Source organism: Paenisporosarcina sp. P4_D4, assembly GCF_056401835.1.
On record NZ_JBFUIO010000030.1, the window covers coordinates 1 to 13237 of the forward strand.

Sequence of the window (13237 nt, forward strand, 5' to 3'; positions counted from 1 at the left end):
GATAACATACGTTAATGTTGTGGGAAATAAGAATAATTGGTTAAGTCCAAAGAAATATAACAAGCTACCAAGTGCTATTAAAGCACGATTCGAATACCACTTTTTGGCAATCGGTAATTCACTGCGATATTGCTTCGTTTTAAAATAAAAATAAGATAACATACGTTAATGTTGTGGGAAATAAGAATAATTGGTTAAGTCCAAAGAAAAATAACAAGCTACCAAGTGCTATTAAAGCACGATTCGAATACCACTTTTTGGCAATCGGTAATTCACTGCGATATTGCTTCGTTTTAAAATAAAAATAAAACGCAAATGAAATTACAATCAGAAATATAAATACAGCATTTATCATCGTAAACCTCCTGTTATTAAATGAAACTGTCATTATTGTATCGACATTTTTACAGAATTGCGAATGGTATTCACGAAAGGTCGGAGGGAAAATCATGAAACGTCAAATCATTGACACAATATCGGCTTACGAAACAATCATTATTCATCGGCACGTTAGACCAGATCCCGATGCTTACGGATCTTCAGTTGGCTTAAAAGAAATTCTCAAAGCAAGTTACCCTGACAAGAAGGTGTATGTTACAGGGGAACATGAGGAAACATTAAGCTTTCTTGCCGAGCCTGACCAAGTGAGTGATGCCCAATTTGAAGGTGCACTTATTATCGTCACAGATACAGCAAACACAGAACGAATTGATGATCAACGATACCTATCGGGTGCTTTTCTAATCAAAATCGATCATCACCCGAACGATGATGCCTACGGTGATTTATTATGGGTCAATACGCAAGCAAGTTCTGCAAGTGAAATGATTTATGATCTTTACGAAGAAGGCAAGACTAGTGCAAATTGGCAAATGTCTGATGCTGCCGCACGTGTTCTATTTGCAGGAATCGTCGGAGATACCGGACGATTTATGTTCTCAAGTACAAGTCAAAAGACTTTTGACACGGCAGGCGAATTAATCAAATATAATTTTGATCGTACTGAATTATTTAATGGCATGTACGAAGTGGAACGTAATCTATTGCATTTACAAGGTCATATTTACCAGCACTTCGTCATGAATGACAACGGGGCGGCTTACATTAAACTACCGCTTGAAACGTTGAAAGAATTCGGTGTGACTGCAAGCGAAACATCGTTACTTGTCGGTTCTCTTGGCAATGTAAAAGGAATTAAAGCGTGGATAATATTCATCGAAGAAGAGGATCAGATTCGCGTGCGACTTCGCTCTAAAGGTCCTATAATCAATGAATTGGCCAAGCAGTATGGTGGCGGTGGGCATCCGCTTGCTTCAGGAGCATCCGTCTATTCCTGGAAAGTTGCTGATGAAGTAATTGCCAAACTAAACAAATTATGTGAGTAAGTTGAAAGGGGGAAGGACCAATGTATCCAGTGTATCCACAAGTAGGGACATCTGCAGATTTACTTAATAGCACGATTCGCTTGGAAGCATTGATTCCTTTCCTTCAAAAACAACAGGCGTCTTCGGTAGCCATTACCAATAGACGGTTATACGGTGTGATGCCATTTTATCAAGCTGTCAAGAAAGCCGGTTTACATCCAGTAATCGGTTTAACTTGTCTTATTGAACTGACTGACGAGACACTTGTTGAAGTCCAACTGTATGCCAAGACCAACCTGGGCTATCAGAACTTATTGAAAATCAGTAGCGCACTAGAAGTCAAAGCACTTTCTGCACTGCCATTAAAATGGCTCCGTGCTTATAAAGAAGACTGTTTTGTAGTTGTACCGCTTTCCAAAATCGCAGTGCTAGAAACTGTTGAATCCATATTGGATGCCTTAAAGGATTGCTTAGGTTCTGGTCTGCTGGGTGGAATAGAACGACCAGGCGGACGTATTGCTGACAGTGAAAATGAAATGGTTGGAAATTGTATCGAAAGACAAATCCCATTAATTGCAACTCATCAGGCAAATTATGTTTCTCCAAGTGATGCCTTTGCGTATGAAGTGGCTCAAGCCATTGCGAACGGTGTGAAGCTTAGTGACGCACAGCGAGTGAAACCAAAGCACGAGCATCACTATTTGCCAACCCGAGAACAATGGATCGAATGGTTTGCCGATCAGCCAGAGTGGCTGGAAGAAGCAGAACGACTACTAAACAGCTGTTTTGTTGAAATTGTCACTGATCAATACCATATGCCAAAATTCCCGGTATCTGAAAATGTGTCGACACAGGATGTTTTGCGTGAAAAATGTATGACCGGCCTTAGTCAGCGTTTGGCAACATTTGATGAGTCATATAAAGAGCGTCTCGAAATGGAACTGAATGTAATTAATCAAATGGGCTATGCAGATTATTTTTTAATTGTGGCAGACTTTATGGAGTATGCGAAAAACAAGCAAATATTGACTGGTCCCGGTCGTGGATCATCTGCTAGTTCCCTCGTTGCGTATTCGTTATTCATTACACACGTCGATCCTCTTCAATTCGGCTTATTATTTGAACGTTTCCTGAATCCTGAACGAATCACAATGCCGGACATTGATATCGATTTTGCCGATCACCGAAGACATGAAGTCATCCAGTATGTCGCTGAAAAATATGGACATACCCACGTGGCCCAAATCGTAACATATGGAACTTTGTCGGCAAAAGCGGCGGCCAGAGACGTGGCACGTGTCTTTGGATTTGATAGTTCTGTTCTGGAGATGATATCCAAACAACTGCCGAATAAACCCGGCATTTCATTTGAAGAGGCAGTGAACAGCTCTGAAAACCTGAAAAAATGGATTGACATGGACCGTACCCATCAAAAATGGTTTGACACCGTTATGGAGCTCGAAGGCTTGCCGAGAAACGCATCCACTCATGCGGCAGGAGTTGTCTTATCACCTGTTCCATTGGTAGAACTACTGCCGATTGAAGCAGGACAAGACGGCATTTATTTAACCCAATGGCCAATGAAAGAAGTGGAACAGAGTGGGTTGCTCAAAATGGATTTTCTCGGATTAAGAAACTTAACCATTTTAGAGAGAATCCGTACCATGATCTGGTTCGATCAACATAAGTGGCTTGATTTCGAAAAAATCCCGCTTCATCACGAAGGAACGTTCAAGCTCCTTCAACAGGGGGATACGACCGGGGTTTTCCAATTGGAATCAGATGGAATGAGACAAGCCCTGCGTGACATCCGGCCGACTCATTTCCTGGATATTGTGGCAGTCAACGCCCTGTATCGTCCAGGTCCAATGGATAATATTCCAACGTATAAACGCAGAAAACACCGGGAAGAGAAGACGACATATGTCCACCCGATGCTTGAGCCAATATTGAAAGAAACGCATGGGGTAATTGTTTATCAGGAACAGATCATGCAAATTTCTTCGAAAATGGCTGGATTTACATTTGGCGAATCCGATATTTTAAGACGCGCAGTAAGTAAGAAAAATCGACAGGTATTGGATGAGCAGCGCCAACAGTTTGTAGAACGGGCGCAGAAAAATCAATTTACTGAGCGAGAAGCAAATGAAGTGTATGATCTGATTGTCAGATTTGCAGATTATGGATTTCCGAAAAGTCATGCAGTAGCATATAGCATGATTTCCTATCAGATGGCCTATTTAAAAGTTCAATATCCTGCTTACTTTTACGCATCGTTATTGACAGCATCAATGGGTAATCATGAAAAAATCATGCGCTTAATTCAAGAAGTCAAACAGCATAATATTACTCTACTTCCTCCGTCCATACATAGAAGCGGGTTGACGTTCCAAGTGGAAAATGGTGCGATTCGATTTGGATTGTCTGCCGTTAAAGGAGTTTCCAATATCTTTTTACGGGACTTGTTGCAAAAACGAAAACAAGCGCATCCACTGTGGCAAGACATTTTCGAACTTGCCGTCAGTTTATCGGCAGAGCAGTTTTCACGTAAACAAATAGAGCCTTTAATTAAAGCGGGTGCTCTTGATGGCTTCGGTCACGATCGAGCGACACTGCTTGCAACTCTTGATGCGGCAGTACAATACGCGGAACTCGTCAGACCGAAAGCAGAACAGGATTTATTTGATGGAGACGTCACGACATTCGGCAAGCCCAAGTATGTGAAGAACTCGGACATGCCGGAAATGCTGAAACTTCAGTTTGAAAGGGAAACGCTTGGGTTGTATATGTCCAATCACCCGGTAGAAAGATTGAAGAAAGAAATGAACATTAATGCAACTCCTATTCAAGAAATCAAATATGCACGTAATGGTCGGGCAGTGGTCATTGTCGGCATGATTGAAGAAATCCGAAGAATACGCACTAAAAAAGGTGAGTCGATGGCATTTGTAACCGTGCAGGATGAGACGTCAGATATTTCATGTACGGTATTTCCGAAAGACTATGCTTCTCACAATCTTGTCATTAAAGAACAGCATGTTTTAGAGATCGAAGGCACTGTGGAATGGCGGCAAGGTAAGCCACAAATCATTGTGAAAAATATGCAAACACTGTCGAAATGACGACCTAACGTTAATCCTTTAGGTCGTTTTTTGCGTTTGTTCTGTAAATTTTTCTGAATCACTCATGCTTAAACATTTTGATTATTCCGGAATGTGATTTTTGAATTTGCCATTGCATGGATGACAATTTTTTTGTATGATAGGTTCATTGAGTGGTCAGACCACTTTGAAAATTATGGAAGGTCGAGGGCGTTTTATGACAAATCAAACGACAAAAATGTATTTGCAAATCGTTCGTGAACTTCGACTTCTTATTCAATCGGAAAACATACGACCTGGGGGGAAACTTCCATCTGAACGTGAATTGGCGGAACGACTTCAAGTAGGGAGATCGACCGTTCGAGAAGCACTGCGCAGTCTGGAGCTATTAGGATTAATTGAAACTAAACGTGGAGAAGGTACTTTTCTGACAGATTTTCGAAAGCACAAATTAGTTGAAGTCTTGTCGACGTTTATTTTGCAAGACTCGAAATCCATTGAGGATATACATGTTACGCGTGAAATACACGAAAAAGAAGCCATCCGTATAGTCGCAGGATCTCCTACTCTAAATAAACTGCCGGTATGGGCGAGTTTACTCAAACAACTTCAAGAAGTAGGAAGCATTGTTCGTGAGGATATGATTCGGGAAATACTCATTTCAAGTAATAATCGATTGTCACTGAAAATGTGGTTTCTTTTGAAGCAATATGGAGAAGAACCATACCAAGGACACTCTGAAATTGAAGAAAATAATTATATTCAACAATTATTGACAGCCATTATAGATGGGAAAATTGATGAAGCAATTCGCTCATATACTGCTTGGACAAGATGGTTAACACAAGGGAGAGAAACCACATGATTCGTGATATATTTTCAAGAAATCGTAAAAATAAATATGTAACGATTCCTTCAAATGCATCAAAAACAGATGTTCCAGAAGGTTTAATGACAAAATGTCCGGAATGTAAACATATCGGGTTGACGAAAGACATAATCAAAAATAAAAAAGTTTGTCCAGCTTGTGATCATCATTACAAAATGACGGCGCATGAACGTGTAGCAATTTTCTTGGATGAAGAAACATTTGTATCCATGGACGATCATTTAGCAACAGTCAATCCACTTAAATTCCCAGGGTACACGGATAAAATTAAGTCGGATAGTGAGAAAACAGGATTGAACGAAGCGGTCTTGACTGGTACAGGAATGTTGAACGGACGTAAAATCGTTGTAGCTATTATGGATGCGCATTTCCGCATGGGTTCGATGGGATCTGTAGTGGGTGAAAAAATCACCCGCGCTATTGAAGAAGCAACGAAGCAAGAAGTGCCTTTTATTATTTTCACAGCCAGCGGTGGAGCCCGCATGCAAGAAGGCGTACTTTCGCTTATGCAAATGGCGAAAACAAGCGTGGCGCTAAATCGACATAGCGAAAAAGGACAACTATTTATTTCTATCCTGACACATCCTACAACGGGTGGGGTATCTGCAAGTTTTGCGTCGATTGGGGACATCAATTTAGCTGAACCTAAAGCATTGATTGGCTTTGCAGGCCGACGTGTTATTGAACAAACTGTACGGGAAAAACTACCTGAAAATTTCCAGACGGCTGAGTTTTTATTGGCACATGGACAATTGGATGCAGTGGTCCATCGTTCTTCGATGAAAGAAACCGTATCTACACTAGTGAAGCTTCATTCGAAAGGAGGCAACTAATATGGTAAAGACTCTTCCTTTTGAAGAACCCGTTATTCAATTACGTGATAAAATCAGTGAGTTAAAAGAATTCACTTCAAATGCTGAAGTTGATTTATCGACAGAAATTAAGCAATTAGAAGATCGCCTTCAAAAACTGGAAACAGATATTTATGACAACATGCAGCCGTGGGATCGTGTTCAAGTCGCAAGACATCCAGAACGTCCAACGACATTAGATTATATTCGTGAAATTTTCACGGACTTTATTGAACTTCACGGAGACCGTTCGTACGGAGATGATGAAGCGATAGTCGGAGGCATTGCAGCGTTTAACGGATGCCCGATTACTGTAATCGGTCATCAGCGGGGCAAAGATACGAAAGAGAATATCCGCCGCAATTTTGGCATGCCGCATCCGGAGGGTTACCGGAAAGCATTACGATTGATGAAACAAGCAGAGAAGTTCAATCGGCCCATTATTTGTTTTATTGATACAAAAGGAGCTTATCCCGGAAAAGCTGCAGAAGAGCGCGGACAAAGCGAAGCGATTGCAAGAAATCTTCTAGAGATGGCCGGGCTAAAAGTGCCTGTCATAAGTGTAGTGATTGGAGAAGGTGGAAGTGGCGGTGCATTGGCTTTAGGAGTTGCAAACCACGTTCATATGCTCGAAAACTCTACTTACTCTGTTATTTCGCCTGAAGGGGCAGCATCGATTTTATGGAAAGATTCTGCTCTGGCTAAACAAGCGGCGGAAGCAATGAAAATCACTGCACCCGATTTAAAACAAATGGGCATTGTTGATGAAATCATTCAAGAAGCAGTTGGTGGCGCACATCGTGATCCAAAGCAACAAGCCATCTATATGAAAGAAGCACTTCAACGTTCAATCGATACACTCAGCAAACTGAGTAAAGAAGAATTGGTCGATAATCGTTATGAGAAATTCAAATCCATCGGGGAATTTGCTGAATGAGGATGCGTATATCGCATCCTTATTTTTTTTCACTGACAATGAGCGTTCAAACATGTTAATGTGAATATATGGTTTGGCAAAGGAGGAACATCCAATTGAAAAGAATCGGTGTTTTAACAAGTGGTGGCGATGCACCAGGAATGAATGCAGCCTTGCGTGCAGTTGTCAGAAAAGCAATTTATCATGATATGGAAGTCATGGGTGTCTATAATGGTTATCAAGGTCTAATTGATGGCAAGATAGTACAGTTGGACTTGGGTTCAGTTGGGGATATTATTCAAAGAGGCGGAACGAAATTGCATTCTGCCCGTTGTCTGGAGTTTATAACCGAAGAAGGACAATTGAAAGCCATCGACCAAATGAAGAAACATGGCATCGAAGGTCTTGTTGTCATTGGTGGAGATGGTTCTTATCGCGGTGCAATGGCTTTAACATCCCAAGGATTTCCATGCATAGGTGTGCCTGGCACCATCGATAATGACATTCCGGGTACGGATTTCACAATAGGTTTTGATACAGCACTCAATACGGTGATTGAAGCAATAGATAAAATTCGCGACACGGCGACTTCTCATGAGCGTACTTTCATTATAGAAGTGATGGGCCGGGATGCGGGTGATTTGGCTTTGTGGGCAGGTTTAGCCGGTGGGGCTGAAACAATCGTGATTCCGGAAGAACCGTTTGATCTAGAAGATATACTTTCCCGCCTTCGCAGTGGACATGAACGCGGAAAAAAACATAGCATCATTATTGTCTCAGAAGGTGTCATGAATGCCAATGAATTTGCCGATTTATTGAAAGAGCATGCGCAGATAGAAACACGGGTTTCTGTCCTCGGGCATATTCAGCGAGGAGGCTCTCCGACTGCAAGGGACCGCGTATTAGCCAGTCTTTTTGGAGCTCGGGCTGTTGAAAAGTTGATGGAAGGTGCCGGAGGACTTGCCATTGGCATGCGTAATCATCAAGTGGTAGACTATTCTATGACTGAGGCTTTCGACGGAAAGCATGAAGCAGATTTAACTATGTATAAACTATCAAAAGAATTAGCCATTTAGTGTAATGGAGAGGATACAACAATGAGAAAAACAAAAATCGTATGTACAATCGGACCAGCCAGTGAATCACCTGAAATGCTTGAAAAATTAATCGAAGCAGGGATGAACGTCGCTCGCTTGAACTTTTCACATGGAAATCATGAAGAGCACGGAGAACGTATTAAGCGTATTCGTGAAGCGTCAAAGAAAACCGGGAAAATCGTCGGTATTCTTTTGGATACAAAAGGACCTGAAATTCGCACGCATCAAATGGAAAACGATGCGATCGAATTGGAATCAGGTCAATCTTTAGCGATTTCAATGACTGAAGTGTTAGGGACAAAAGACATGTTTTCTATCACCTATGACCGCTTAATTGAAGATGTAAGTGAAGGCTCTGTCATCTTACTCGATGATGGATTAATTGAACTTCGCGTTTCTAGTGTAGATCAAACTGAAGGCTTGATTCATACTGTTGTGTATAATGCCGGAACGTTGAAAAATAAAAAAGGTGTTAACGTACCAGGTGTTTCTGTACAACTGCCAGGAATAACTGACAAAGATGCTCAAGATATTTTATTTGGTATTGAACAAGACGTTGATTTCATTGCTGCATCATTTGTGCGTCGTGCAAAAGATGTCATGGAAATTCGCGAATTGCTTGAGAACAATGATGGTGGGCATATTCAAATCATCCCGAAAATCGAGAACCAGGAAGGCGTCGATAATATTGATGACATCCTGTTGGTATCGGACGGACTAATGGTTGCTCGCGGAGATTTAGGCGTTGAAATTCCTGCCGAAGAAGTGCCTTTGGTTCAAAAAAGCTTAATTGGTAAATGTAATGAAGCGGGTAAACCAGTCATTACAGCAACACAGATGTTGGATTCCATGCAACGTAATCCCCGCCCGACTCGTGCGGAAGCGAGTGATGTAGCAAACGCAATCTTTGATGGAACAGATGCAATCATGCTATCGGGTGAAACTGCAGCAGGAATGTATCCGGTTGAGTCCGTCAAGACCATGGATAAAATCGCTATCCGTACGGAAGATGCATTGGATTATCGTGCAATTGTTTCTGCAAAGAGTAAAAGCAAAGATGTCACAATGACGGATGCAATCGGTCAAGCAGTTGCCCATACATCCATAAACTTAAAAGCAAAAGCAATTATTGCACCTACTGAAAGTGGCCATACAGCGAAAATGATTTCGAAGTATCGTCAAGGTGCATCAATCATTGCAGTAACTTCTACTGAACGACCATCACGTAAATTGACTCTTGTGTGGGGCGTTTATCCGATTGTTGGTGAAAAAGTAGGTTCAACTGATGAGATTCTGGATCTTTCAGTGGAAGAAAGTTTAAAACATAATTACGTAAAACATGGTGACCTTGTTATCATTACGGCAGGTGTACCAGTCGGTGAAGCAGGAACAACAAACTTGATGAAAGTTCATGTAATTGGTGATATTGTGGCTAAAGGACAAGGAATTGGTAAATCTGTTGCATTCGGACATACGGTTGTTGCGAATAATGCGGATGACTTAGCAAATATTGATACAACCGATTCGATTATCGTCACCATTGGTTCAGATCGTGATATGATGCCGGCCATTAATAAATGTGCTGGACTTATTACGGAAGAAGGTGGCTTGACAAGTCATGCGGCAGTAGTGGGTCTAAGTCTTGGGATTCCGGTAATTGTAGGGGTCAAAGATGCCACTAAATTAATTGTAAACGGTCAGGATGTCACGATGGACGCTGAATCAGGTGTCATCTATCATGGGCATGCGAGTAGTGTCCTGTAAGTGAACCTAATAAAAAAAGCCTCAACACAGGAGTGTTGGGGCAATTTTTTTAAAATGAATCGTAAGAAATTAAAAGTTGAAGCTTTATGAAACGATGTTAATGAGATCAAGGGGAAAGATGCCCACTTTTTTAAGAGGCTATGTGATGTTTCGTTGTTGTTTTTAATAATCAGTGATATGTAGCAAAACAGCGAAGACTCCTGAGGGGAAGCGAGACAGTCGAGACCCTGCAGAAAACGAGTTGTGCAAAAGCAATTTTGCACAACTCGTTTGCGACGAAGCTAGCAAAGCGATGCAGGAGCACCGGTTTTCAAAGCGCCGTGGAGACTCGGCGGTCGCCCTAGGAAAGCGTAGCTGTTTTGCGGAATATCAACAACATTTAACAGACCTTTTATAATAATCACAAATCAAATCTTAAGTAATCGGCAGAAAAAAAGAAACGAAATAAGGGGATGTTCGAAATGAAATGGTTGGCATTAATCTTTATCGTAGTTCCTGCACTGGAAATTGGGATTTTATTGTGGTCCGGTAAGACATTTGGATTGATACCTACCATCATGATTATTCTCAGCACAGGAATACTCGGAGCTTACCTGGCTAAAAAGCAAGGATTGAAAGCAATCAGGGATGTCCAAGTTCAGATGAAGAATTTTCAAGCTCCAGGAGATGCCATGGTAAATGCTTTGTTTGTGTTTGCAGGTGGTCTTTTATTATTATCTCCAGGATTTGTGACAGATCTATTTGGATTTTTATTTTTGTTTTCTCCGACCAGACAGTTATTTAAACCAATTGTTTATAAATGGATTAAGTCGAAAATGAAAAAAGGACAAATCATTGTGATGTAAACCAATGATGTTTACTGAAATGAACGGCTGCAAGCAATAAGAAAGGGCTTAGTAATATCCCGGGTATGCCGAACAGCAACAAAGAACATGCGCTGATGAAAAATACGTGCACAGCTCTAATGTGCATGGTGTTTGCCCACAAGTAAGACTCGAGTAATTGACGTGTCAATAAAATAAATGCATAGAGCAAGAGAATGATAATCCCGAGGGTCGTTTGCTTCGTTAAAATGAAGAAAGCAGCCATCGGGATTAATATTATGCCTGTCCCTAAAAAGGGCATTAAATCAGCAAAAGAAATCAGGAAAGCCAGTCCTATAGGAGACGAGAATTTCAGGACATAAAACCCGACCATTAATTGAACGAACGTCATCAGGAATAACTTAATTTCCACAATCGTAAATTTCTCGAAAAGCTTGGTTGCTTTTAAAAATAATGGTTTAATTGTCTGTCTCGTCTTGGAGGGGATATAGATGAAGAACCATGTTCTTGATTTCAAAGATTCCTGCAAGGCAAAAAACAAGGCAACTAAAAAGACAAAGGTTTCAACAAACTGTGCAGGCAGATGCTGAATAAATAATGATATTTTTTTAAGTAAGTTTTCACTGACCATGGATAGGGCTTCAATGACTGATTGCCAATTTGTTTTGTTCTCCTTCATGAACAACTGCAATTCTTCCAAGTGAAATCTAAAAGGATAAAGTATTTCAAGGAGTTCTCTTACCATCAAAGTACAACCCAAAATAATTGATCCAAGCAAGGCACTTTCGAATAACAATACGGTTATCCAACGGGGTAATCGGGTAATTTTATGTATCCACTTCACAATTGGGTGTAGAAAATAAGCGAGTAGTATGGCAATGGTAACAGGATAAATCAGCCAGGTAATGAGTAAAATGAATGCAACCGGAAACCATTTTTTCATGAATGCAACTATGTTTTCATACACTTTTCCACCTCCAAATGCAGTGTGTATAGCTGTTATGTTTATTTATATCGTTTAGACAGAATATTTCTACTTTGTGACAAGATATCATGAATTTTGCGAAAGTTATCGAAAATCGAGCGTTTTCATTCACAAAGACGTCAAAATTGATTATAATGTCAATGTAAGCCATATAAATAAAAGGTTCATATTGAGCAGATGAGCCATCATTCTGCGTTTTTTTTGTGTGGAATGATGAATTTTAAAACAAGAAGGAGCGATATACATGACATCAACAAAAGGTCTTGAAGGAGTGGTAGCTACTCAATCCGCTATCAGTTCAATCATTGATGACACACTTACATACGTTGGCTATGATATTGATGACTTGGCAGATCACGCAAGTTTTGAAGAAGTAATCTACTTGCTATGGCACAAACGCCTGCCAAAAGTTGAAGAATTAGCTGAATTGAAACAACAACTTGCGGATAATATGGCAGTACCTCAAGAGGTATTGAACCATTTCAAAACGTATCCAATTGATAAAGTTCACCCAATGACGGCTCTTCGTACAGCTGTATCTATGCTTGGATTGTATGATGAAAAAGCTGAAGATATGTCTGAAGAAGCTAACTACATGAAAGCAATTCAGCTTCAAGCTAAGATGTCTACTTTAGTATCTGCATTTGCTCGCGTTCGAAAAGGACAAGAACCAATCGCACCAAAGAGCGACTTAAGTTTTGCTGCTAACTTCCTGTACATGCTTAATGGCGAAATACCTGAAGCAATCGAAGAAGAAGCTTTCAACAAAGCTTTAGTATTACATGCTGACCATGAGTTGAATGCTTCAACATTTACAGCTCGCGTTTGTGTAGCGACACTTTCAGATGTTTATTCTGGTGTTGTTGCAGCGCTTGGTGCACTTAAAGGACCTTTACACGGTGGAGCGAACGAGCAAGTAATGAAAATGTTGATGGAAATTGGGTCAGTTGAAAATGTTGATTCATATATCAACGAGAAGCTTGCTAACAAAGAAAAAATCATGGGCTTCGGTCACCGCGTATACCGCAAAGGTGATCCACGTGCGAAACACTTACGTGAAATGTCTCAAAAGTTAACAAAACTTCGTGGAGAAGAGAAATGGTACGACATGTCAATTAAAATTGACGATATTGTAACAGGTCAAAAAAATCTTCCACCAAATGTTGATTTCTATTCAGCTTCTGTTTATCATTCATTGAATATCGATCATGACTTATTTACACCGATTTTTGCTGTATCACGTGTTTCTGGCTGGTTAGCTCACATTTTAGAACAATATTCTAATAACCGTCTAATCCGTCCACGTGCTGAATATACAGGACCTGGTATGCAAAAATATGTACCAGTGAACGAGCGTTAATTTTTAAAATTACACATATGAAGGGCTGTACTTTAAAGAGCGAAGTGCAGAAAATGACATTCATGTTACTTTCTGCACTTCCTTAA

Annotated in this window: 12 protein-coding genes; 9 read left to right on the forward strand and 3 right to left on the reverse strand. The window is 40.6% G+C overall.

All coding sequences use genetic code 11. From position 1 onward, the window contains the following. Positions 1–162, reverse strand: a 162-nt coding sequence (locus tag AC1DSL_RS09120) for a YtpI family protein (protein ID WP_477531962.1), incomplete at its 3' end; no start/stop codon positions are given. Next, positions 140–355: a YtpI family protein gene (locus AC1DSL_RS09125; protein ID WP_477531945.1), complete on the reverse strand. Its 216-nt coding sequence runs from the start codon at positions 353–355 to the stop codon at positions 140–142. The genes AC1DSL_RS09125 and AC1DSL_RS09120, both read right to left, overlap by 23 nt. Positions 356–449: 94 nt before the next feature. On the opposite strand from AC1DSL_RS09125, the gene AC1DSL_RS09130 reads away from it, so the two are divergent. The 8 genes from AC1DSL_RS09130 to AC1DSL_RS09165 all read left to right on the forward strand — a co-directional run bounded on the left by AC1DSL_RS09130 (position 450) and on the right by AC1DSL_RS09165 (position 10827). Then, positions 450–1385, forward strand: a complete 936-nt coding sequence (locus AC1DSL_RS09130; protein WP_477531946.1) for a DHH family phosphoesterase — start codon at positions 450–452, stop codon at positions 1383–1385. 20 nt (positions 1386–1405) lie between these two features. Next, positions 1406–4486: a DNA polymerase III subunit alpha gene (dnaE, locus tag AC1DSL_RS09135; RefSeq protein ID WP_477531947.1), complete on the forward strand. Its 3081-nt coding sequence runs from the start codon at positions 1406–1408 to the stop codon at positions 4484–4486. A 196-nt stretch (positions 4487–4682) separates the two neighbouring features. Continuing rightward, entirely contained in the window at positions 4683–5330 is a 648-nt protein-coding gene (locus tag AC1DSL_RS09140; protein WP_477531948.1) for a FadR/GntR family transcriptional regulator, read from the forward strand. Continuing rightward, a complete protein-coding gene (gene accD, locus AC1DSL_RS09145) occupies positions 5327–6187 on the forward strand; it encodes an acetyl-CoA carboxylase, carboxyltransferase subunit beta (RefSeq protein WP_016426682.1) in 861 nt (286 codons plus the stop codon). Before AC1DSL_RS09140 ends, accD begins: the two co-directional genes overlap by 4 nt. Before the next feature lies 1 nt (position 6188). Continuing rightward, positions 6189–7142, forward strand: coding sequence for an acetyl-CoA carboxylase carboxyl transferase subunit alpha (gene accA, locus AC1DSL_RS09150; protein WP_477531949.1), 954 nt, complete (start codon positions 6189–6191; stop codon positions 7140–7142). Positions 7143–7237: 95 nt separating this feature from the next. Beyond that, complete coding sequence (gene pfkA / locus AC1DSL_RS09155) at positions 7238–8197, forward strand: 6-phosphofructokinase (protein ID WP_016426684.1); 960 nt, start codon at positions 7238–7240, stop codon at positions 8195–8197. A 21-nt stretch (positions 8198–8218) separates the two neighbouring features. After that, positions 8219–9982: a pyruvate kinase gene (gene pyk / locus AC1DSL_RS09160; protein WP_342543277.1), complete on the forward strand. Its 1764-nt coding sequence runs from the start codon at positions 8219–8221 to the stop codon at positions 9980–9982. 461 nt (positions 9983–10443) lie between these two features. Beyond that, complete coding sequence (locus AC1DSL_RS09165) at positions 10444–10827, forward strand: FxsA family protein (RefSeq protein WP_342543278.1); 384 nt, start codon at positions 10444–10446, stop codon at positions 10825–10827. On the opposite strand, the gene AC1DSL_RS09170 is transcribed toward AC1DSL_RS09165, so the two are convergent. Then, positions 10814–11773: an AI-2E family transporter gene (locus AC1DSL_RS09170; RefSeq protein WP_477531950.1), complete on the reverse strand. Its 960-nt coding sequence runs from the start codon at positions 11771–11773 to the stop codon at positions 10814–10816. The two genes, AC1DSL_RS09165 and AC1DSL_RS09170, sit on opposite strands and share 14 nt — an antisense overlap. Before the next feature lie 262 nt (positions 11774–12035). Between AC1DSL_RS09170 and citZ the strand changes: the two genes are divergently transcribed. Then, positions 12036–13151 (forward strand): citrate synthase, encoded by a 1116-nt coding sequence (gene citZ / locus AC1DSL_RS09175; RefSeq protein WP_477531951.1) that lies wholly within the window; start codon positions 12036–12038, stop codon positions 13149–13151. Positions 13152–13237: the final 86 nt, after the last annotated feature.